At 42.9% G+C, this 21678-nt stretch carries 22 protein-coding genes; 5 read left to right on the top strand and 17 right to left on the bottom strand.

Features of this window, described 5'->3' with window-relative positions; translation table 11 throughout:
- Positions 1 to 202: 202 nt before the first annotated feature.
- From AC0L13_RS16630 to AC0L13_RS16650, 5 genes are all read right to left on the bottom strand, one after another.
- Complete coding sequence (locus tag AC0L13_RS16630; protein WP_473641560.1) at positions 203 to 667, bottom strand: GNAT family N-acetyltransferase; 465 nt, start codon at positions 665 to 667, stop codon at positions 203 to 205.
- A gap of 657 nt (positions 668 to 1324) precedes the next feature.
- The gene (locus AC0L13_RS16635) at positions 1325 to 1765 is read right to left on the bottom strand and encodes a cell wall hydrolase (RefSeq protein WP_473641562.1); all 441 of its coding nucleotides are present in this window, start codon (positions 1763 to 1765) and stop codon (positions 1325 to 1327) included.
- 81 nt (positions 1766 to 1846) lie between these two features.
- Positions 1847 to 2113 (bottom strand): hypothetical protein, encoded by a 267-nt coding sequence (locus AC0L13_RS16640; protein ID WP_473641564.1) that lies wholly within the window; start codon positions 2111 to 2113, stop codon positions 1847 to 1849.
- Positions 2110 to 2376 (bottom strand): hypothetical protein, encoded by a 267-nt coding sequence (locus tag AC0L13_RS16645; protein ID WP_473641566.1) that lies wholly within the window; start codon positions 2374 to 2376, stop codon positions 2110 to 2112. The genes AC0L13_RS16640 and AC0L13_RS16645 overlap by 4 nt, the downstream gene beginning before the upstream one ends.
- Positions 2377 to 2441: 65 nt before the next feature.
- Positions 2442 to 2975 (bottom strand): DUF3267 domain-containing protein, encoded by a 534-nt coding sequence (locus AC0L13_RS16650; RefSeq protein WP_473641568.1) that lies wholly within the window; start codon positions 2973 to 2975, stop codon positions 2442 to 2444.
- A 136-nt stretch (positions 2976 to 3111) separates the two neighbouring features.
- On the opposite strand from AC0L13_RS16650, the gene AC0L13_RS16655 reads away from it, so the two are divergent.
- Positions 3112 to 3546, top strand: a complete 435-nt coding sequence (locus tag AC0L13_RS16655) for a YfmQ family protein (RefSeq protein WP_473641570.1) — start codon at positions 3112 to 3114, stop codon at positions 3544 to 3546.
- Here the strand turns inward: AC0L13_RS16655 and AC0L13_RS16660 are convergent.
- The 3 genes from AC0L13_RS16660 to AC0L13_RS16670 form a co-directional block, all read right to left on the bottom strand.
- Entirely contained in the window at positions 3524 to 4117 is a 594-nt protein-coding gene (locus AC0L13_RS16660; RefSeq protein ID WP_473647078.1) for a GNAT family N-acetyltransferase, read from the bottom strand. The genes AC0L13_RS16655 and AC0L13_RS16660 overlap by 23 nt on opposite strands.
- An 88-nt stretch (positions 4118 to 4205) precedes the next feature.
- Entirely contained in the window at positions 4206 to 4682 is a 477-nt protein-coding gene (locus AC0L13_RS16665) for a GNAT family N-acetyltransferase (RefSeq protein ID WP_473641572.1), read from the bottom strand.
- Between the two features lie 275 nt (positions 4683 to 4957).
- On the bottom strand, positions 4958 to 6370 hold the full coding sequence (locus AC0L13_RS16670) for a vWA domain-containing protein (protein WP_473647080.1): 1413 nt from the start codon (positions 6368 to 6370) through the stop codon (positions 4958 to 4960).
- A 336-nt stretch (positions 6371 to 6706) separates the two neighbouring features.
- On the opposite strand from AC0L13_RS16670, the gene AC0L13_RS16675 reads away from it, so the two are divergent.
- Entirely contained in the window at positions 6707 to 7432 is a 726-nt protein-coding gene (locus AC0L13_RS16675) for a VCBS repeat-containing protein (RefSeq protein ID WP_473641574.1), read from the top strand.
- Between the two features lie 99 nt (positions 7433 to 7531).
- Here the strand turns inward: AC0L13_RS16675 and AC0L13_RS16680 are convergent, their stop codons facing one another.
- The 4 genes from AC0L13_RS16680 to AC0L13_RS16695 form a co-directional block, all read right to left on the bottom strand.
- Positions 7532 to 9640, bottom strand: a complete 2109-nt coding sequence (locus AC0L13_RS16680) for an ATP-dependent Clp protease ATP-binding subunit (RefSeq protein ID WP_473641576.1) — start codon at positions 9638 to 9640, stop codon at positions 7532 to 7534.
- A gap of 267 nt (positions 9641 to 9907) precedes the next feature.
- Positions 9908 to 11356, bottom strand: coding sequence for an S-layer homology domain-containing protein (locus AC0L13_RS16685; protein ID WP_473641578.1), 1449 nt, complete (start codon positions 11354 to 11356; stop codon positions 9908 to 9910).
- Positions 11357 to 11467: 111 nt separating this feature from the next.
- Positions 11468 to 12385, bottom strand: a complete 918-nt coding sequence (locus tag AC0L13_RS16690) for a hypothetical protein (protein WP_473641580.1) — start codon at positions 12383 to 12385, stop codon at positions 11468 to 11470.
- On the bottom strand, positions 12378 to 12926 hold the full coding sequence (locus AC0L13_RS16695) for a sigma-70 family RNA polymerase sigma factor (RefSeq protein WP_473641581.1): 549 nt from the start codon (positions 12924 to 12926) through the stop codon (positions 12378 to 12380). Before AC0L13_RS16695 ends, AC0L13_RS16690 begins: the two co-directional genes overlap by 8 nt.
- 254 nt (positions 12927 to 13180) lie before the next feature.
- Between AC0L13_RS16695 and AC0L13_RS16700 the strand changes: the two genes are divergently transcribed.
- Positions 13181 to 13885: an AAA family ATPase gene (locus tag AC0L13_RS16700; RefSeq protein WP_473647083.1), complete on the top strand. Its 705-nt coding sequence runs from the start codon at positions 13181 to 13183 to the stop codon at positions 13883 to 13885.
- 65 nt (positions 13886 to 13950) lie between these two features.
- On the opposite strand, the gene AC0L13_RS16705 is transcribed toward AC0L13_RS16700, so the two are convergent.
- From AC0L13_RS16705 to AC0L13_RS16720, 4 genes are all read right to left on the bottom strand, one after another.
- Positions 13951 to 14766: an undecaprenyl-diphosphate phosphatase gene (locus tag AC0L13_RS16705; RefSeq protein WP_473641583.1), complete on the bottom strand. Its 816-nt coding sequence runs from the start codon at positions 14764 to 14766 to the stop codon at positions 13951 to 13953.
- 82 nt (positions 14767 to 14848) lie between these two features.
- Complete coding sequence (locus AC0L13_RS16710; RefSeq protein ID WP_473641585.1) at positions 14849 to 16084, bottom strand: allantoate amidohydrolase; 1236 nt, start codon at positions 16082 to 16084, stop codon at positions 14849 to 14851.
- A gap of 35 nt (positions 16085 to 16119) precedes the next feature.
- Positions 16120 to 17361, bottom strand: a complete 1242-nt coding sequence (locus AC0L13_RS16715) for a hypothetical protein (RefSeq protein WP_473641587.1) — start codon at positions 17359 to 17361, stop codon at positions 16120 to 16122.
- Between the two features lie 78 nt (positions 17362 to 17439).
- Entirely contained in the window at positions 17440 to 18033 is a 594-nt protein-coding gene (locus tag AC0L13_RS16720; protein ID WP_473641589.1) for a TetR/AcrR family transcriptional regulator, read from the bottom strand.
- 221 nt (positions 18034 to 18254) lie between these two features.
- Between AC0L13_RS16720 and AC0L13_RS16725 the strand changes: the two genes are divergently transcribed.
- Positions 18255 to 19931: an FAD-binding protein gene (locus AC0L13_RS16725; RefSeq protein WP_473641591.1), complete on the top strand. Its 1677-nt coding sequence runs from the start codon at positions 18255 to 18257 to the stop codon at positions 19929 to 19931.
- 17 nt (positions 19932 to 19948) lie between these two features.
- The gene (locus tag AC0L13_RS16730) at positions 19949 to 20404 is read left to right on the top strand and encodes a CoxG family protein (protein WP_473641593.1); all 456 of its coding nucleotides are present in this window, start codon (positions 19949 to 19951) and stop codon (positions 20402 to 20404) included.
- A 385-nt stretch (positions 20405 to 20789) separates the two neighbouring features.
- On the opposite strand, the gene AC0L13_RS16735 is transcribed toward AC0L13_RS16730, so the two are convergent.
- Entirely contained in the window at positions 20790 to 21617 is an 828-nt protein-coding gene (locus AC0L13_RS16735; protein WP_473641595.1) for a GNAT family N-acetyltransferase, read from the bottom strand.
- Positions 21618 to 21678 lie beyond the last annotated feature (61 nt).

Genomic DNA, 21678 nt, shown 5'->3' on the forward strand with positions numbered 1-21678 from the left:
ATACACCCCCTTTCCCAGGGAGTGCCAACCGTCCATCCGCTATATGCCGTTGCAACTTTTAGTCTATCACATAGTCGATTGATAATCGACTTAACATTAGAACTTTTTCGACATAATCAAAGTTTTGCTACAGAAGATGGTTGAATGATAAATAAAATGCCTATGACCAAACCATTGTCCTCTGTTTGGTCATAGGCATTTTTCATTTTAATTTCATCTTCATTCCTTCATGAGTCGCCTGAAATCCTAACCGTTCGTAAAAGCGGATGGCATCCTCCCGCGTTTTATCGGTCGTTAGCTGAACGAGATGGCAGCCACGCTGTTCCGCTCGTTGGATTGCCCAGTTGATCAGCTCCGTTCCGATTCCTTTTCCTCGTACGGTTGAACAGGTCCTTACCCCTTCGATCGTTGCACGCCATCCACCTTGACGGGTCAAATGGGGAGTGAATGTGATTTGTTGGACACCAACGACTTCATCTCCGAGACATGCAACGACTAGTTCATTGTTGGGGTCTGCATCAATCGCCCGAAACGCTTCGCGGTACACTTCTGGTAATGGCAATACGAACTGTTCCCGTGTAGCTCCAAGCTTATCATCTGCTAGCATTTCCACGATTCTTTCCAAATCTTCTTCTGCCGCTGATCGAAATATCACTTCATTCGCCAATTGCATAGCCTCCTATTTCATCTTAACTTACAGAATCTCGCTGAGTATTTCCCCAGCCTTTTCGGATGTAAATCCATGCTTACATTACTTGTTTCGTTGCCTAGTCCTGAAATCCTTTATTCTCGTTTTTCGATGCTTCCTAAGAAATCAAGAATCTCACACAAACAATTTGAAATAGCGGCATCTCTTTCAGTTGAGGTAATATTCTTAGACAACACTATCCACTGAAGTTCACTCGGAAGCTCATGATTCTTTTCCCGAAGATGACCATTATGAATTGCCTCCTCATCAAGAAAGAGCAATTCATTATCACCGGATAGCGTTTGGTAGACGCGTGTGGAATACACTTTACCATTAATAGAAAGATTCGAAATGAGGAAAACGAAGTCGAAACGACTTGCGGGGAGTTCCGTATTTATTATGTGCCTCAAAGCTGGTCCTCGGATAAAGTACAATTGCAATCATGTACACCTGGCGAAGAGACATATACGTTAGGGTCTATCAATTAGTCAGGAGCCTTTTTAGGAAACATTTATAAGAGTATATAAATACGCGAATAAGCCAACCGGTGATTGATACGGTTGGCTTATTCTTTCATTTTATGCAATTGTAGTGTAGTTACTGAATTGAGTGCTGCACAGGCACCGGAATTTCATATTATCCCATATAAACACTTTCACATGTTCCAGCAGCTGGTTCGTAGAAGCAGTGATTTTTGAATTGACCGGTAAACGGTTGACCGTACCATGTTGGAGGACAAGGCGCGTATGGATTGAAATACCAAAGGGCATATCTCGCTGGATGCTGTCTCCAGTTCTCCAAATTCTGTCTTGCTAAATTTTTTTCAGAGGTTCTTGCTCGTTGATAAAATAAATTCCCCTTTTGAACGGCTTCAAAAGAATAATTATTTCCTTGCACCTGAAAAATGACATCTTCTATTGACCTGACATCTCTAAAGTCCAAGCAATCCGCGACAGCACGGTTCACTATTACATTGCCAACGTACAACATCCCTTGGTTTCCTTCACCCTCGGCTTCCGCCCTCATCATCCTTGCCATTAAATCAACGTCAGCTTCCCGGTATTTGACTCTCGGCATTTTTCCACCCCACCTATAGGGTATGACAGGAAGTCTATAATGGTCATTTGTAACGTCACAAATTCCCAACCCATCTGCCTCTTAATCATGCACCGTGTACTGCTTCAAAGCCCATACAAAATCACCTTTTTCATTATCAAAACCGCTCGGGTCGCTGAAATGATTCACTTCCCCGCAATGTTGGCAAATCGCCAGATCATGATTATATAAACAACCGATTCCCGGCTGTTCAACATTTATGTACATCTCATATGGAATAAACACATCGTGCGAACAGAATCGACAAATCATCGGCTTATCGAAAATCGTGATTCTGCATGTAATTGGCCGTAAATAACTGATGCTCATTCTTGTACCACTTCCGTGTATTCCATGCTTGGTATATGTCTTTCTAGTGATTGATCGTACACTTCCTTTTCTTGAAACATGCGGTTATCGCCGCACGACGTACAAGTTAGTGATTGAAAGGTAAGCTGATCCGTCACATTTTGGCCTCGCGCCTGTAAATCCATGTATACTTCACGATGCCGGAATTGATTGCCTTGACAGAACAGACAAGTAAGTTGCTTGCCCAGTACTTTCACTTCGTAAATCCCTCTTCTTCTGACCATCTTGCCACCTCCATGATGATAATCATACGTTTATCAGCAACGCTTCATTTTCCATAACCAGCAGGTCACTTCACTCGGTAGTACCCTCTGCAAAACTCAGATCGATTCGGCTTAAGTAGGATTAAAACTGAATTCACAATATCGGAGGCTGAAATTATTAAATTAAACCAACTGCTAAATAAAAGGAGTGCTTTGATTTCAACTGCTACAAAGAACGATGTAATTGCCGGGATTATCGTTAATCCGATAAAAGGTAAGCTCATGAAAATCCAAAATCTCTTTTTAGAAAGAACTGCATTTGTATTGAGCCAAAAATAGATTCCTTTGAACGTTAGGCTCATATCACCTTTCTTGTTGATGACAAGCATATGAAGTGCCTCATGAATGACGAAAACCAAAATAACGATTAATAGTAGAGGAAAGTTTGTTAGATGAATGAAACTTCCCTTGAAAAGCCAATAGGGCACCAGAAAAAAGACGGCCATTAAAAGATATACAAATTTCATATAATGCTTTCGAAACGATGCATTTTCAATGAAAGGTTTCCATTTAGACAAATCCAAAGTTGGCTGTGGCAAATGCCGAAACCACAATATCATAACCGTTCCTGCCTTTCCTATAAACTAAATGGTTAGTAAAAAAGTTAATAAGTTGTCAAACATAATATCAAATCAGTTTGTTATGATACTCTTAATGAATACAACAAGCACCTACACATAACGGAGTTGATATGAAATGATATGGACGATTATTGCTTCAGTAATCGGGGTAATTCTAATATTTATTTCGAGTCCTACTAGCGCACTAGTCGGATGGATTTTGAATAAATTTACGATTCATCCAAAGCTTGACCCGAACGATATAACTGTCACATTTAACGGAACGCACTTAGAAGAGGAAGAAAAAAATCGGTTTAGTGAATATTTTAATGAAGCTCAATATGTAAAGAGAAACCACATCTTCCCGGGTACTGAAAAATCGTTTTTATATCCTGAGACTACTGTGATTCCGTTTGTCATCAACGTTAAGAGTAGAAAGAAGGAAATGAATTTCTTTCTTTACCATTACGATGACCACGTAGATGTCGTCAAGCAATGGAAGAAAAAAGTTGCTTCTTTTAGCCTTAGATCCGAGCATCTTCAAAATTTCAATATCTCTGGAAAGGCTTGATGGTCTCGTTACTTATATTCCACTCTTCTTTCGTAAGGGTGTAACGAAAATGCATTTGCCCTTCAATTTCAGTCTCTCCATTCAAATGAAAGCCGCATTTTTGAATAACTTTAATTGAACTAGCATTGCGGGGTAGGACAACTGTATTAAGTTGTTCTACATCTGTATGCTCAAACAAAAAGTTTACTAGTCCTTTTACTGCTGCTGTTGTGTATCCACGATTTCTGTAATGTTTTGAAATGGCATAAGCAATTTCCCGGTTCGGTTCACTCAGCTCTTCTTTAATGCCTGTATTGCAGAAACCTATAAATTCGCCAGTTTCTTTTACTATAATTCCTAGCTTCAAATAATTCTGGCCGCCGATCAAAGGGACGGCTGCCAAAAACTCTTTATTGGCTGGGATTTCATAATTTGTAACCCAGTTCAATCGTTGTTCTCTCGTTGACTGCCAATCCGGCAGGAATTCATAAACTTCGGGTTGTGAAGTAATTTCATAAATACGATCTACATCGTCAATTGTAAACTCTCTCAATATGATTTCCCCGCAGTCTATCGTAAATAATTGATTCATCTCCATCCCCTTTCTTTTCTCTTTTGCTGTTGATTGAATCCCCACTTCATTCCCCAATTGTATAGCCTCCTGTTTTCTCCATCTTCAACTATAAAATCTTATCAAGGATTTCCCCAGGCAGTCCCCCGATTTCACATATCTTTTCTGACGTAAATCCATGCTTGAGCAATATTTTTCTCGATGGGATATTTGCCGGATCGATGACAGCAGTGAGACGGCTCACGTTCGTCTGTTTTGCCAATTCAATCAATTCCCCAGCTATGATGGTGCCGTATCTCTTGCCCCAGTAGGCTGGCAACAGCATGTATCCGATTTCTGCTTCAGCAGGATTTTCTTCCTTCACGGTCACATGACCAAGGCCTATGTAATCTTCATCAAACACTTTGTAAGAGCCGAACAACTTGTGTTTGCTGTTACGTTCTAGCAACTTTTGATAGTTCGCTTTTGCTACGTCTAACGGAATCGCCCGCTCTGTAATTTGCGCCATGACGGATGCATCGGATACTAACTTGTAATACTCCTCAAAATCTTCATCAGTGAACTTCTCCAACTTTAGTTTTTTCATTTCAACAACCTCTCGCTTCCTTACACCATTATCTATTTCGTTATCCTGTCCTGAAATCCTTTATTCTCCTTTTCAATTAAAACAGTCGTACCTCCCCTCCCTCTATTTCCTATTTAGATAACAAGTTCAAACCTATATATCATATCCTTTTCGGAGGCAAACAGAACTAGCGTTTTCAAGCCAAGCTGAGCAGTCAATTTGAAAAATGACTGTAGACAAAGCGGAAAGCCTTTATCTACAGTCTGTGATTGGCGGAATTCTTTTTCAAGAAATCGTTATTCGTCCTTCTCCAATTCTGCGTACCATTTCTCTTTCCACGCTTCCACTTTCGCGTCGATTTCATCCCTCGCCTGTTTCGCTTCTTCACTCTTCTGCTCTTTTAATTCCGTAAAATGGGCTGATCTCAGCTCTCCCATTTCCTTTGCTAGCTCAATTACTTCGGACGCCTTTTCATCGTCAAGGATCTTTTTATTTTTCAAATAGTAAGCAGCATTGCTGATCCGTGTTGCCTCCCGGTCAGAAATATTTTTGAGTGGGTCATGGATTGCAATGAGCGCCTCCATTTGATGAACTAAATCATGGAGCATGACGCCTTGCTGGCTCATCACTTGCATCATGCTTGGCTTCCATTTCTTAATGAGAACTCCTTCAAATTCGGACGGGTTCCGCACTGTCGCATATTCACCGCCGCCTGCTTCCGCCACTGTTTTCAACTCGTTTTGTCCTTCATCATCGACGTCGAAGCCGATAATATTCACCTTCGCCTCGATATCGCTGTCATGCAGCTTTTTCGCCGCGGCAACCGGATCTCCGTCGCAAGTCTCTACACCATCACTTACGATGTAAACGATATTCCTAAAGTTCTCTTTATCATAAGAAGCAAGATACTCTTGCGCCTTTTCCATCGCACCGGCTAGTGGCGTCCAGCCGCTAGCACCAAAAGAATCCATCGCTTTTTGGAATGAACCCTCGTCATACGTGCCAAGCGGATAAAGCTCTTCGATCGAACTGCAAGAAAGCTGTTTATCGGCTTCCGTCCCGGCACCTTTATGGCCGTACGCAAATAAGGAGACATTGACATCATCAGATAGCTGGCCAGTGAAATCTTCAATCGCCTGCTTCGCAAGAGACATACGCGACTCGCCTCCAATTTCCGCCTTCATACTCCCGCTTGCATCCATCAAAATAACGACATTTGTCTTTTGCTTCTTAGCAATCTCAATTTCGTCCTTGCCTTCCGGTAACTCAGGCATCACATACCCATGCTCATAAGACGTTAACTGGTCATAGAATGTTGAATATTGCCCCGAACCTAATTGATAAACAAGATAGTCATAAATCTCGTCCACGCTTAAATCCGGGTGTTCCTCAAAATATGTAGGCAGCTCTTCTTCCATGATCCCTTGGAACGTATCTTCATAGAAGCGATGATATTGAACCCAATTGACAGTCTTTGCCGCCTCCACTTCAGGGTCCATATGTGCTTCCACCAACTTGCCCGCAGGCTGGGAAATCATATCCTCCAACGTACGTGCCGCTTTAGGAATCTGCTGTTCGGCAACCGGTTTTGTTTCTTCTTCCGAAATCGAAATTTCCGACTCTACATCAGATTCGGGCTCCGGTTTATCCGAACATGCCGCAAGCATCATGCAGCATCCGATACTCATAACAGCATATTTTAAATTCATTCGCTTCACCGAATACACTCCCTTTCATAGAACTATCTTTTATACGGACACCAACGACAATAGTTCCTATGTGGAATTGCCCATATTACCTCCAACCTTAGTCGTATAGCGGTTTTCAGGGAACTTCCCTACTTACTATGCGAGAAATCTTACTTTCCATTGAAAAAAACCTCTTCCAAAACCAAATCAGCTTAGAAGAAGGTTCGATTTTCTTTATGAAAGTTTTATTGCTGAAAATACCTATCCAATCAATGTTTTCCTTCACAACTAGTAGCAATCAGCCTAGACCCCCATAGGATAGATAATAACGATTGTCTTTATGAAAAGGGGTATTCCATGAATAACTTTAATTTTTCGGCTGCCACGGGTAATCCTAGTGTAGTTGCTATCGCGAATGGAGATGTAACGGGTGATCGAGTGATTGATCAAATCTATCTGACTGGAACAAAAACGCCGGATAGCCCATACACTCGAAATATAATTCTTCACGTTAGGGACGGTAGAACAGGAGTAGTGACAAATATTCCGCTTCATAACAATGAAGGCTATAATCCGACCCTGTTCTTAGGCGATTTCACAGGCAATGGGGTAGATGAAATATTAATCGGTATGTCTACAGGTGGCAGTGGCGGAATCATTAACTATTACATCGTTTCCTTTATCGGAAATAACGCAACCATCCTTTTTGATTCTGATGTTTACAATGATCATTTCCAATACGAGGTCAATTATCAAGATAATTATAAAGTTGAAGTTATTAGCAGACCAAATAATGAAAGGTATATTATTGATATTTCTACGAGAGATTCAAGTTATTTAAATGAGATCTATGATCGGAATGGCAAGTTGAAAACCCCGATAACCGGTTTTGTAGATCCTTTAAGTGGCCTATATCCAGTGGATTTTGATTCCAATGGGGTCTATGAGCTATTAGCATATCAAAAAATATCCGGAAGATATCATGCGGATGGATTAGGTTATATGTTGAATACACTAGGGTGGAAAAATAATGAATTTGTATTACAGGAGCAGTATTTAGGTATATTTGGGACACAGGTGTAGTCAACGTACAACAAAACCCCTTCAACGCCTTTTTACGGCATGAAGGGGTTCTTTGTGGCTTTACTGCTATTAAATGTACAACCTATTTTCGTTAATTCATTACATCTGACGTACAACAATCTCTTCATCGACAACATCGACATGAACTTTTTCGATATCGTCATCTTCCAAAATGAGATCTGTTAATGGATCTTCAATCTTGTCTTGGATGACTCTGCGGAGTGGTCGTGCTCCGAAGCGTTTGTCATAGCCGAGTTTCACTAATTCCCGTTTCGCTTCAGGCGAGATGGAAATCGCGATATCGTTTTCTTCGATCGCTTCTTCCAAGTCAACGAGCATCAAGTCGACGATTTCGAGTAGATTGTCTTCTGTTAATTCATTGAATGAGACGATTGCATCGAAACGGTTCAGGAATTCAGGTTTGAAGTAGTTTCCTAGCGATTCTAGCATAAAGACGGATTCATGTGCGGTTTGATTGAACCCGACACTTACTTTCTTCTCACCGGTTCCGGCGTTGCTTGTCATAATGATGACAGTGTCTTTGAAGCTTACTGTTCGACCGTGCGAATCCGTTAGTCGCCCGTCTTCCATAATTTGAAGGAACATATGTTGAACGTCCGGGTGCGCTTTTTCAATTTCATCAAATAGCAAAATCGAATACGGGTTGCGGCGAACTTGTTCCGTTAATTGGCCAGCTTCTTCGTGCCCTACGTAGCCTGGAGGAGAGCCGATAATTTTAGAGACGGCATGTTTCTCCATGTATTCACTCATATCAAGACGAATTAACGTATCGCGGGAACCGAATAGTTCTTCTGCCAAAACTTTTGTAATTTCCGTTTTACCGACACCTGTTGGACCGACGAATAGGAACGATCCGATTGGACGAGTTTTCGATTTTAATCCTGCGCGGCTGCGGCGGATTGCTTTTGCAACCTTATCGGCTGCTTCTACTTGTCCAATTACTTTTTTACGTAGATTTTCTGCAAGGTCTTTCATTTTTGCTTGTTCCGATGCTTGTAGCTTCGTTACCGGAATGCCTGTTTTTTCTTCTACGATTTCCTCGATATCTTTAACAGTCACTTCATAGAGAGACGCTTCGCCTTGTTCGGCTTCTTCTAGTTGTTGACGTAATTGCATTTCTTCTTGGCGCAACGCTGCCGCCTTTTCATAGTCTTCCATTTCCGCAGCTTGTTCTTTTAGTTGGATGACTTCTTCTAGCCGTTTTCCGATTTGCTCAGCATCTGCAGAAGAATGCTTCAGATTCAAGCGTGCACCCACTTCATCCATCAAATCAATTGCCTTGTCCGGCAAAAATCGGTCTTGAATATACCGTTGTGATAATGCGACGAATGCTCGAATCGCTTCGTCAGAGTAATGCACTTCATGGAACGCTTCATAGCGGTCTTTAATTCCGTTCAGGATTGTAATCGCATCTTCCGCAGAAGGCTCTTTGACAATGATCGGCTGGAAGCGGCGTTCGAGTGCAGCGTCTTTTTCAATTTGACGGTATTCTTTCAACGTCGTTGCTCCAATAAGCTGCATGCTTCCGCGTGCCAATGCTGGTTTCAGGATATTCCCCGCATCCATTTTGGAGCCTTCCGCCGAACCTGCACCGACGAGAAGATGGATTTCATCGACGAACACGATGACATCTTTCCGGTTCTCGATCTCTTCGATCAATTGCTTCATCCGCTCTTCAAATTGACCGCGGATTCCTGTGTTCGTCACAAGTGATGCTACATCCAACACGTACACTTGTTTATTCAACAGTTTTGCGGGAACATCGCCTTCATGGATTTTCACTGCGAGCCCTTCCGCAATCGCTGTTTTACCGACACCCGGTTCCCCGATGAGAACAGGATTATTTTTGTTTCTTCTATTTAAAGTTTCAATAACGCGCTTCACTTCTTGATCGCGACCGATAACCGGGTCGATTCGTCCTTCCTTGGCGTCATTCGAAATATTTTTACCGAGTTGGTCTAACAAGCCGTTTCCTTGATTTTCATCGACTTCTCTAACTTGCGTATGTGCCTGAGAGTTGCCGTTCGCTTGGAAAAATTGATTTGCACCGTTGCCAAATGAAGCACTCATTTGACCTTGAATCTCTTGAAAACATGTATGACATAAATTCATCTGCATACGTTGATGATTCACTTGAAGTCGCAAGCTCATTGTCGCTTCGTTTTTACCACAATGTTGACATTTCATATTCCATTTCCTCCTTACAGTTTCATTCATATATATCATCTGACATTGACTATCTTTGACTTATAACCTTATTATACTCTGACCTTTTTTGACTTTCAAGTTTTTTGTTTGGGTGTAGTAGGTGCCTGTGCAACACGCATTTATGACAATTCATTAATAGTCATATAAATATAGAAAGAAGCCAACCGTTTAGGTACGGTCAGCTTCTTGATTTCCTTTATGCAATTGTAGTGCATTGTATGAATTGTATGCTGCACAGGCACCGGTTTATTCTGCATAATCACGATACACATATACATTCACAATTGAGCCGATGATCCGGACTTTTACTACTAGGCCTGACCACAAAAATCTATCGCAGTACTCCCATTCCTCGCAATCCCGCTGAATAAGTGATTTCCCGTAGTCGATATGGATAGTACCTTCCTTTTCGCCGGTTGCTTGAAAATGGAACTTGTTTGTGCCTGGTTCGCGGGTGATTTTCACAATCTCCCCGGCATTTTTTTCGAGGATTTTAAAGTCACCGATGTCATACTTGTCGTCTTCCTTAAAGGTTTCCGACAGGTTTTCTTTAATTGCTTCGACATCATAATAAGATTGAGCGTCGTTCTGCTTTGCCTCAATTCCGTATCGTATTTCCTTCCCGCTCTTGAGCTTCACAGTAGCGATATACTGGCCAGGTTTATCGATATCAAATGAGACGATCGTGTATTGATCCACATTGAACGGCATATTGTCAGAGATTTTCTCCCCTTCCATCGTCGCAAGGGAGATCGTTTCAATGTTTTCCTTAATGTCAAATAGCTGGACGGCTGTCGGCACCATGTCCTCTGTCTCTTCCAATGTCAATGTCAGTTCGCCGTTCACTTTTGTAATGTGAACATAATATTTCACGTAGTCTTTTACATTTGAGCCCTTGCTCGGCCTGCCTTGTAAATTCAAGATGCCTTTCCCTTCTTTTACGGGAACGACCTGGATTTTGTCTTCAGTGTAACCTTCTGTCCCGAACACTTTAAATGCTTTAAAGTATCCTTCCTCTGCATCCGATTGCCAAATTTGCACATAATCCCATTTCAAGTCACTCGCCTTGATTGTCACCATTGGCGGCTTCGATTCTTCGGTCGCTTTCAACATCTTCGCCGCTTGCCCTCTTGTGATGGGAGCGTTCGGGCTGAACGTAGTCGGAGTCGTTCCCGATGTGATGCCGAGTGCGTAAATGGCGAGAATGTTTTCAGTATGCGATTGATAATTCGAAAGATCCTTGAATGGATGATTGTAGATCGGTTCTCGTGGCAGATCGAATGCTTTAACGATAATCGAAGCCATCTGTCCCCGTTTAATCGGATCGTTCGGACCGAATCGGCCATCGCCGTATCCGCTAATCATGCCTTTCTCTGTCATTGCCGCAATCGCTTTATAGTAACCATTCGCCGTCGAGACGTCTTTGTATCCCGGATTTTTCACATTCGTTGTATCCAAATTGGTCATCTTCGCGATGATCGCGGCCGCCTGTCCCCTTGTAATGGAATTGCCCGGCTTGAATGTGCCATCCGGATAACCTCCAATAATATTGCGTTCCGCAAGATCATACACCGCTTCCGCGAAATGCTTTGTTGTTGGTACGTCCGAAAACTGCAACGTGTTCTGAGCAAAGCTAGTTGCTGGGATACTGCTGGCAAGAAACAGTGCGCCAAATATGCTCAATAGTCTTTTCATTATTTTCCTCCACTCCGGCGAGTCAATTGTAATAGCAAGTACAGTACAGACGTAGTTTTCCGAAAATAGTTTCAAAGTTTTTAAATATATCCCATTTTATTTTTGGGTGGATTAGACCGACTCTCTATTTTTCTTCATCACTTTGACCCATGAATATAAATTTCTAAAAAAGGCAACATACACGACCACCAGTAGCACGATGAACCACTTAGCTTGCCGTGGCAAATGCTCGGATATATAATCGTTCTGCGTGAATAGTAAATGATGGATAAACACTAATAATATGAAACTAAAAATGACCCAAAGGAGGTCTTTCTGATTTTTGACGATGAAGATAAGCGCTGCTTGTGTCAACAATGTAAATGAAAGAATCCACTGCATCTTTGATATATACTCTTGGAATTCCCTTTCTCCCCCATCGTCAGCGGATTCCTTCCACGCCGTGAACGCAGCTTGGTCGCCGTCGAATAGGTAATGGACTTGATTCACATCAGGTCTCTTTTTAACTGCTATATCCAAAACAGCCATCAGATAACCCTTTTCCATAAGTGGTTGCGCGCCGATGATTTCCCCGAAGTGTTCAAAATCCACCGCAACAGTTCCCGATTCATCCATATACGCCCCTTTTAAGGTGCCTTTTAGTTTTGATTGGAATAAATCCTCACGTGCTAAAACTTTTTCAATTTCACTTTCAATCCGAGGCTCCCGCTTTCCGTAGCGATCCTCGATGGATGGAGGATCCTCTTCGTCGCCAGGCACAATCACCGGGGAATTTGCGTCTTGCGGCGTGTCACTTTCAAAAAAGCCGAGTTCCTTTCCGATGATTCCACTAAGGAAAACGAAGAATGCGCAAAGGGAAATGGCAGTAAGCAGCTGTGGCAGTAGATTTCGGCGTTTCGGTGTTGGAACGCTGCGCTTCATTTCCATAATCCCATTCCGAATCTTGCGCTTATCCTGTTCCGTGAAATATTCGTCCTGTGAAATGGACTTATCAACTTCCTCCTGTAACCCCTTCAATTTGTCATCCATCTGCCTCACCTCTCTTCAAAAGTTCCAATGGCTTTTTCAACTTTTCCCTGCCCCGGTGGAGCCTCACCTTTACAGCACTCTCGCTAATTCCAAGAATGTCACTCACTTCTTTGATTGATAGATGCCTATAGTAATAAAGCAAAATCACTTCCCGATAAGGAATCGACAACTTGAGTACCTCATCGACAATCTGCCCGCGAACGAGCTTGTCGATCATTTCATAGTCTGGTCCCCGACGATTTGGCCGTAATAAATCCTTTATATTTTCCTGCAGGATCATCTTCCGGACATGCCAGCTTTTTAAGTGATCTTTACATTTATTAATCGCGATCGAATATAACCAAGTTTTAATTGAAGATTTCCCCGCGTACGAATCCAGTTTCAAGTAGACGGTTAGGAAGATTTCCTGTGTCACATCTTCTGCCGTCGAATGATTTTTCACATATGTATAAACAAGCCTTTTAATTTCTTCCCCATATTGGTCCATCAGCATTTCAATTTGATCATCCCTGCTCATTGCCTCCCAATCCAACCGCCCCATGTCCTCCCCCCTTTCCCTACACCTTAGACGACGCCCGTTTATAGACGGTTACAATTTTTCCAATGAACCCATGCTTTATGTAATCATATAGTTATGGCAATTCGCCTGCCTAGTTTTTGAATCTTCCTGCCCTCTAGTCACGTAGAAGATTCAAAGGCAAGATAAACGTATTCTACAATAAGGGGGATTTTCCGTTGGCACTTTTGAATTCATTTTCCCAATACATAAAAACCGTGCGTTTGAAGCAGGAACAGATGCCGCATGGTACATTCCCGTTCACCCTTCCTTTCGTCAGGAACTTGCACGAATTGGAGCTCCATCCGAATATTACATATGTGATCGGTGAAAACGGGATGGGAAAGTCGACATTGCTAGAGGGAATCGCGATTGCGTATGGTTTTAATCCGGAAGGCGGGACTTTGAATTTTAACTTTTCCAGTTTTGATTCCCACTCGAAACTTGATGAATATATTCGACTTGTGAAGGGGGCGGAACGGGCGAGGGATCATTTTTTCTTCCGGGCCGAGACGTTTTACAATGTGGCGACGAATATCGAGGAGCTTGACCAAGATCCTCTTTCCGGTCCCAAAATCATTGATTCGTTCGGAGGCGTATCCCTTCACGAGCAATCGCACGGGGAATCCTTTTTCGCCGTGTTCCGGGAGCGGTTTAGGGGGAACGGTCTATATATTTTGGACGAGCCTGAAGCGGCCTTGTCCCCGCTTCGTCAAATTTCATTGCTTGCGCGAATCAACGAGCTTGTTACGAAAGGGTCCCAGTTCATCATTTCTACTCATTCGCCGATCGTTATGGCTCACCCGCTCTCCAAAATCGTCCAGATTACAGAAGACGGAATCCACGAAACAACGTTGGAGGAAACGGAGCATTACTCGATTATGAAACAGTTTTTCGATGACCGAGACCGGTTGCTGTATCATCTGTTTCAAGATGAGGAATAAAAAAGGGCGTATCTCCCGCTACAGGAAGACGCCCATTTAACTTGCAATAAGAAACCCTCATCTTTTTAAAAGAAGATAAGAAGTAATGTTCCTACGAGGAAACAATAATAAGTAAAATAAATCAGCTTCCCACTCTTCATAATGCCCATAAACCATTTCAAAGCAAAATAGGTCATGACAAGTGTTGCAATGAATGCAGCTAAATACGGAATTGCTAAGTCTGCTTTGTTCGGTTCATTTAGAAAATCAGTGGCACCTAGGATAACTCCTCCGAGGCTCACGGGAATATATAGCATGAATGAAAATCGTAGTGCCGTTTCAGGTTTCATTCCTACGGCAACCGCTGAAATAATGGTTGCACCTGAACGGCTAATCCCGGGCGTTAATGCGACCGCCTGCCCTAACCCCACAATGAAAGCATCCTTGATTGTAATGTCGCTTTCGCCTTTATGACCTTTCAGATTGCGAATTAACCACAGGGCAATCCCTGTTATGAAGAGCATGACCGCAATCGTTGTCATGCTAACATTTTCTGCAATATAGTCACTTAATAAAATTCCAAGAACACCTGCCGGAATCGTACCAATGACAATAAAGAATACAAAACGAAAGTCACTTTGATAACGAACATTTCTCGTTTTCAAATAGAGAATTGAATTGGATGCTAGTCTTGCGATATCTTTTCTATAAAAATATAGTATCGCAAATAGTGAAGCTGTATTCGTTAAGATCGCAAAAGTAAATCCTTGTTCACCTAGCCCTAAAATTTCACTAGCAATCATTACGTGGCCACTAGATGACACAGGGATTGGTTCTGTAAAGCCTTGAACTAATCCAATAATGATCATTTTGATGATTAAGATAATATCTAATTCTCCCATTTTGCCCCCCAATTAATCCATATTCATTCCATAATATATAGACGAATTGAAAATAGGTATTGTTTCCATGTTGGAGTTAAAGTCATAGAGCCGCCTTCGCCTGTTTCAGCAAGAAGGCCCGTAATATTTCTGCCCCTTCCATTAGCTGCTCCATAGACGTGTACTCGGTCGGATTATGACTAATTCCGTCTTTTGACGGGACGAAAATCATGCCTGTCGGACAGAGCGACGCCATATTCATCGCATCATGCCCTGCGCCGCTTGGCATTTCTATCCATGCCACTCCTCTTTCTTCACAGATCACTTTTAACTCGGCTACGAGCTTGCCGTCCATCTGAACGGGATCTTCACTCGATATTTCATCCATCCAAATGTCCAAGCCTCGTGCTTTCGCCACGTCTTTAACCGCGTTTTCGAGCGCAACGACGACTCGCTGGCGTGATTCTAGGCTCGTTCCCCGAATGTCGACGTACAGATCCGCGGAGCCTGGTACTACATTCATCGCCCCAGGCTGAATGGAAAACACACCGACCGTACCGACTGTGCCATACTCGCTCTCTGCAAGTGCGGCCTTTTCTACGGACAATGCAATTTCCGCGGCTCCTAATAAAGCATCATGACGGTAATCCATCGGCGTCGTGCCGGAATGATCCGCTGTGCCGTCAACATGTACATGGAAACGGACTGGTGCAGCAATGGCAGAGACGACACCAATCGCCTTTCTTTGCTTTTCGAGTACTGGCCCCTGTTCGACATGCAGCTCGACAAACGCTTTGAATTCATCCCGGAAACGCATAGCCAAATGTACCTCTTCCAAATCAAGACCGTTTTCTTCGAATGCCCGCATGAGTGTTACTCCGTTTTTGTCAGTGAGTGACCGCGTATACGCAGGATCCAGACGGCCTGTCATCGCTTTGCTTCCGAGTGTCGATGCGCCGAAGCGGGCGGATTCTTCGCAAGCAAAAATGATAACTTCAAGTGGGTGCTCCGTTTCAACACCTTCCTCCGCAAGCGAACGCATCACTTCAAGTGCAACGAGGACGCCCGCGGTCCCGTCAAATTCACCCGCTGCATAGACGGAGTCGATATGCGAGCCAGTCGCAACAACCGGTAGATCGGGGACTCTCCCTTCCCTGCGCGCAATGACGTTCCCAGCGTAATCGGTACGCACTGTCAATCCAGCACGTTCAAATTGCTCGATTAAAAAAGCGCGTGCATTCCGCTCGGTTTCGGTGTAGGCTAGCCGATTGATGCCTTCCCCTTTGTCTGTAAACCTTGCAAGTTCTTCAAATGACTGACGCAAACGTTCCAGCTTCATGGAAATCCCCCTATCCTCTATTTCTCTTCCTTCGCCTAAAACTTCCTAGCTTCTTTTACGAAAAAACGATTTTTTATGTTTTCAAGGTCGCTCATAAAATGATTTTGTTCACTTTCCGAAGGCGTATATGAGCCATATCGAACTGCGTTGTAAAGCGACAAAATATTATTATCGCTGTTCTCCCAACCCATGCGTGAAAACCATTCTTTCACCGTCTCCTCATGGGATCGACTTAATTTATACTTTTGCGCTTCCTTCTCGAATCGTTCGAATGATTTTCGAACTTTATCCCTGGCAGTTGAGTAATCATATAGCATTATTCGTTGCTCTGTTCCACGTTCCTTTTTACCTTCAAATGAAAAATAATAAGCTTCCTGTCTCTCATTATACCGTTTCTTTTTCTTCATCACGATGAGAACGACCGTAATAATTATGAGAACAGCTACAACAAATACGATTGTGGTATGTTCAAATAGAGAGGATGTAGCCTCGCGCTCTTCAAAATCGAATAAGCGGCCTTCACCTGCTTCTGCGCTGTCTCCGTCAATTTTTTCGGTGCCTTTCCTAATAAATTCAAAAATAGGATCCAGTGCTTGTATGAAAACCATGAATAGCCCACCAAAGAGAAAGCCCGTCGTCTTGATAAATAATAACCTTGCCGTCTCAAGCGCAATGAGGACAATGAAAAAGACAAAAGTGCCAAGTCCCATGATCATACTGAAAACCTTTCCAGCTTCCCTTACTTTAAAATTGCCTAACTGCCGACTATTGATTGTAATCGTGACCATGCGTATGAAGTAAAACAGGAATGAAGTTAACAAGAAGAGAATCAGTTGTTGCTGCATTAATTCGTCCGGACGATCATTGACAAAAATCAGTCTTGCCATGAAGCTCGATAAGACGAAAACGACTGTGTTACCAACAGTTATAAACGGCCAGCCTTGGAGTCGGGAACCGTTAAAATTAGCTTGTATTCTCCACAATACATATACGAAAAAAAATAGGTTATTCATCAACGGAGCACCGAATAAAAACAAAGGCATCGTTACCCCTACTGCCAATCCAATACCGGGACCAAGTGAGTAATCACGGGAATAAAATATGAAATAAGACGCAATCCCAGCTACGATTGAAATCAATAGCCAAATATAAGGTATTGCCGAACCTGTTTCTCCTAAGAAAAAAATAAAAATATAAGATAGAAGAAACATCTCGGCAACTAGACGTTCAGAGAGGTTAAATCGGTTCCGCTCATATTCAAACCTTTCCTGCCCCATTCATTCTCGCTCCTTTCACTGGCGTGTCGGTTACCCCCTTCAAAGCCTCTTCACAGCTCTAAAGGTTTATTTATGACTTCACCGATACGGATTTTCCACCCACGGACCGACCGTCGACAGTCTCGTCAACTGCTTAGCCATATGTGCGGGCGTGTAAGGCATATCATTTTTCAACCACCAGATGATGACGCCTAAATAGGCGGATGTGATATAGGCTACTGACATTTCAACGGGGACTTTAAATTCAATTTTATTCTCAATCATATAATGCGTCCCTTTCTCCACAAATGTCTCAATGATCTCTCGGACAGACTCAGTGAAGTATGGCACTTTTTCTTGAACGAGCATGACTTTGTAAAAGCGGTTCTGTTCAATCATTTTATTAAATAATCGGATGAAGATCGGATGTGGATTTTCGCTGTCGTATTTAAATTCAATCTCCTTCACTTGCACACAAACTCTTAAATCTTCTAATGCCTCGTCCAGCATTTGTCCTAGCAATTCGTCTTTATCGTAGTAATGCAAGTAGAATGTCGCGCGGTTGAGGGTCGATCTTTCGGATATCTCTCTCACTGTAATCTTTTTATAATCCTTTTCCCCCATCAACTCCAATAGTGCTTCCTCAAACATCACCTTTGTCCTTTGAACTCTCGGATCCATTTTGATAGACAATTCAGTTCCCCCTGTCGATTAACTTCCCATGTTGTTGACATTTTTGATCGTAATGACTAGAATGCATCATTTATCTGAAGAATGTTTATTGTTTAAACTATCTATTTATCTATAATTATATAGGACAACACCTCGTCAATAAAGGGAATGGAGAAATTTAGCACTTTGTTGCGCGGATGTAAGTGTAAACGTTTTCCAAAATGATAAGGGGGGTTATGGAAATGATATTGAAAAACGATGTGAAGTGGGATGCAGAAACAGATGTAGTTGTTTTAGGCAGCGGGGGTGCCGCTTTAACGACGGCCATCCTCGCCCATGATCAAGGAGCGGAAGTTATCATCCTTGAAAAATCGGACCAGATTGGCGGTACGACAGCTTTTTCCGGTGGAATTCCGTGGATACCGAATAACCGCTATATGAAAGAACTCGGTTTGGAAGATTCGCATGAGGAAGCGAAGATGTATATTACAAAACTTACTCACGGCAAAGAGCCGGATCCCGAATTGATTGACGTCTATATTGAGCATGGCCCTAAGATGATCGATTACTTGTATGAACATACGCCTGTAAGATTCGCTGTACCTAAAGGGTATGGCGACTATTATGCCGATTTGCCGGGTGGTAAAAAGGAAGGTCGTTCGCTTGACCCCCTTCCGTTTCCTTTGAACGATTTAGGGGAATGGTCAGAGAAAATAAGAAGAAATCCGATCTTCCCTCCTTTGACGTTGGAGGGAGGCGGAGCTGCCGATCCTGGCGATATTGACTTCACTATAGTTGCTGAACGTATGGAGAACAATATCACGACTATGGGAAGAGCATTAGCGGGCAGCCTTTTTAAAGCTGTACTGGACCGAGACATCGAAACATTGACTTGCACTCCTGGAAAGGAACTTGTCATGAATGATGAAGGTGCCGTCATTGGCGTTCGCGCAGAAAAAGAGGATGGGACAGACTATTTCATTGGCGCAAGAAAAGGCGTCATGATTGCGTCAGGTGGATTCGAGTGGAATAAAGAGCTTGTCCGTTCTTTCCTAAAAGGGGCAATTACGCACCCGCAGTCCCCTTCTTACAATGAAGGCGACGGGTTGATCATGGCAATGGAAGCAGGGGCAGCTCTTGCCAATATGAGCGAAGCTTGGTGGTCACCGGCTTTTGTGGATCCTACGATTGAATATGAAGGTAAAGTTTATAATCAAATCGACACACAAGCACGAACTGCGGCGAATTCGATTATCGTCAATAAAAACGGGAAACGCTTCGTCAACGAAGGCGCCACTTACATGGATCTGCCTAAATCGTTTTACACATACGATCAGAACTCGCAATCATTGCCGAATGAATCGAATGTATGGCTCGTTTTTGATCAGCAATTAAAAGACCGTGCCTTAATTGTGACGATGGCTCCTGGCGAAAATGCACCAGACTGGGTTCCCCAAGCGGATAGCATTCGGGAGCTTGCGGAGAAAATCGGAGTAGATGCGGATCAGCTAGAAGCGACGGTTGAGCGATTTAATAGGCATGCTGTCAATCATGAAGATCCTGACTTCAATCGCGGAACACTGCACTTCGAGAATTTTGCAAATGGATTCCGAGGTCGTGAAGCGATGATCGGGCCAATTGAAAAAGGACCATTTTACGCATTGCCGGTATATGCGGGCGCATTAGGAACAAATGGTGGGCCACGTATTAATGAACATGGACAAGTCATCAGTTTACGCGGGGAAGTTATCCAAGGGCTCTATGCTGCCGGCAACGCGGCGATGGGCATATTGGGCGGCGCATATCCAGGTGCGGGCGGAACGATCGGGCCTGCTATGACATTCGGCTATTTGGCTGGTATGCATATTGGCAACTTGGAACCGCGTAAGATAAGCGACGCGGAGAGCGTTATAGCATAAAAAAGGAGGAACTTTACATGCCTAGTGGAACACATACGACAGAATTGGATATACCGATTGAAAAGGTGTGGGATTTCGTCAAGGATATGAACAGATGGGCACCGCTCGTCCCGGGATATATCGAGCACGAAATTTTAAATGATAAGCAGTCGACGTGGACATTCAAAGGTGATATCGGCATTATGCAAAAGACGGTGAAGTTACAAATCGACATTACAGAATGGCGTGAACCAACACTAGTCACTTTCGATTTAAAGGGATTGAATGAAAACTTCGCGGGTGACGGTTATTTTAAGGCAGAATCAATCTCGGAGTCCAAAACAGTGATGCACGGGAACTTGGATATCACTGCAAAAGGGGTGATGGGGCCAATGGTCAATGCAATCTTGAAATCATTCGTCCCCAAAACAGCTGAAGATTTGACGAAAGCGATTGCCGAGGAGATTACGAATATTGAATTGAAAAGGGTTTAAAGACAAAAATACAGTGCCTGTGCATGGTACATTTATGACAATTCATTATGCTGGATAAAAATAAGGCGTGAAATCAATCAAAGCTTAACGTGATTGGTTCCACGCTTCTTTTTATTCAATTGCAGTGTATTGTCTGAATAGTTTCGTGCACAGTCACCTTAAATTTTAGAGTGGATTCGCTTGTTTTAGTAGGAACTCTCGCAATACTTCCACCCCTTCCATGAGCTGTTCCATTTACGTATATTCGGTAGGATTATGGCTGATCCCGTGGCTTGAAGTTACATCGCCACTTTTAGTAGCTGACGAAAAATGACGCAAAAAAAAAGGTGAATTTCCGCTGTTGCTGCGGGATTCCCCTTCTTTTCGACAATGAAATAAAGCAGTATTAAAACGAAAACTCAAATCCCGTATAAGTAAATACACGAGTAAACCCTAAACGTTCAGCGACGGCACTAGACGGTTTATTCACATCCATGCAGTCCCAGTATGGCATCCAATCCTTTTCAAAACACTCTTTCACAAAACGGTGGGCAACCGTCTGGGCTAGTTTTTTTCCTTGATGGGCCTTCACCGTTTCAATCCCTATGCATTGGATATGTTCAAAAACAAAACTAGAAGAACAGATGCAAACAATTTCGTTCTCATAAACAATGCAATACCCAATCCCATTACTGAAAAAATGATCGGATGATGACCAGGACCAATCGATCGTGGCGTGTAAAAAATCAATGTTCTTGATTGAGTTATCTTTGTTTTCATAGAGCGCCTCGGTGATCTTATGAACGGCATATCCTTGTTCCAGTATAGGCTCCATTTCCGGTTTATACTTCTCCTCTGGCATTACATAAACGTGCTGCAGCCAACTTCCTAAGTTGCGGTGTGCAAACAATCGTTCAATCACGCTCTCCCATTTCGGATGATTGCCGATCCCTTCAAACCAGTTGATGCCGACTCTCCTTGCGTCCGGCGCAATAACCGAATCGATAAAAGAATTTATTCCGTCGTTGAATCGCTCGTTCCTTTCATCTCCAATGAAAATAAAACCATCATTGTTCCCTAACCAAATCAGACCAGACGTCGGCGACTCTAAATGGTCGACAAATATACGTCCTGGATTCACACCGGCAACGACGGCTTTCGCCTCTACTTGTCCTTCTTCATTGAGCATCCCGAAGCATTTATGAAAATCACGTTTCTCTAATTCAACTATCATTTCTCCCACTCATTTCGTATTTATTTTTTTTATCCGCTTTAATAAAGCAATCTGCGCTTAC

It is taken from the genome of Sporosarcina sp. QA0331 (assembly GCF_055808055.1).

Coding starts and splice junctions, on each gene's coding strand:
- AC0L13_RS16635 (WP_473641562.1), bottom strand. CDS start 1,765: ATGCCGAGAGTCAAATACCGGGAAGCTGACGTTGATTTAATGGCAAGG.
- AC0L13_RS16640 (WP_473641564.1), bottom strand. CDS start 2,113: ATGAGCATCAGTTATTTACGGCCAATTACATGCAGAATCACGATTTTC.
- AC0L13_RS16645 (WP_473641566.1), bottom strand. CDS start 2,376: ATGGTCAGAAGAAGAGGGATTTACGAAGTGAAAGTACTGGGCAAGCAA.
- AC0L13_RS16650 (WP_473641568.1), bottom strand. CDS start 2,975: ATGATATTGTGGTTTCGGCATTTGCCACAGCCAACTTTGGATTTGTCT.
- AC0L13_RS16655 (WP_473641570.1), top strand. CDS start 3,112: ATGATATGGACGATTATTGCTTCAGTAATCGGGGTAATTCTAATATTT.
- AC0L13_RS16660 (WP_473647078.1), bottom strand. CDS start 4,117: ATGAATCAATTATTTACGATAGACTGCGGGGAAATCATATTGAGAGAG.
- AC0L13_RS16665 (WP_473641572.1), bottom strand. CDS start 4,682: ATGAAAAAACTAAAGTTGGAGAAGTTCACTGATGAAGATTTTGAGGAG.
- AC0L13_RS16670 (WP_473647080.1), bottom strand. CDS start 6,370: ATGAATTTAAAATATGCTGTTATGAGTATCGGATGCTGCATGATGCTT.
- AC0L13_RS16675 (WP_473641574.1), top strand. CDS start 6,707: ATGAATAACTTTAATTTTTCGGCTGCCACGGGTAATCCTAGTGTAGTT.
- AC0L13_RS16680 (WP_473641576.1), bottom strand. CDS start 9,640: ATGAAATGTCAACATTGTGGTAAAAACGAAGCGACAATGAGCTTGCGA.
- AC0L13_RS16685 (WP_473641578.1), bottom strand. CDS start 11,356: ATGAAAAGACTATTGAGCATATTTGGCGCACTGTTTCTTGCCAGCAGT.
- AC0L13_RS16690 (WP_473641580.1), bottom strand. CDS start 12,385: ATGGATGACAAATTGAAGGGGTTACAGGAGGAAGTTGATAAGTCCATT.
- AC0L13_RS16695 (WP_473641581.1), bottom strand. CDS start 12,926: ATGGGGCGGTTGGATTGGGAGGCAATGAGCAGGGATGATCAAATTGAA.
- AC0L13_RS16700 (WP_473647083.1), top strand. CDS start 13,181: ATGCCGCATGGTACATTCCCGTTCACCCTTCCTTTCGTCAGGAACTTG.
- AC0L13_RS16705 (WP_473641583.1), bottom strand. CDS start 14,766: ATGGGAGAATTAGATATTATCTTAATCATCAAAATGATCATTATTGGA.
- AC0L13_RS16710 (WP_473641585.1), bottom strand. CDS start 16,084: ATGAAGCTGGAACGTTTGCGTCAGTCATTTGAAGAACTTGCAAGGTTT.
- AC0L13_RS16715 (WP_473641587.1), bottom strand. CDS start 17,361: ATGGGGCAGGAAAGGTTTGAATATGAGCGGAACCGATTTAACCTCTCT.
- AC0L13_RS16725 (WP_473641591.1), top strand. CDS start 18,255: ATGATATTGAAAAACGATGTGAAGTGGGATGCAGAAACAGATGTAGTT.
- AC0L13_RS16730 (WP_473641593.1), top strand. CDS start 19,949: ATGCCTAGTGGAACACATACGACAGAATTGGATATACCGATTGAAAAG.
- AC0L13_RS16735 (WP_473641595.1), bottom strand. CDS start 21,617: ATGATAGTTGAATTAGAGAAACGTGATTTTCATAAATGCTTCGGGATG.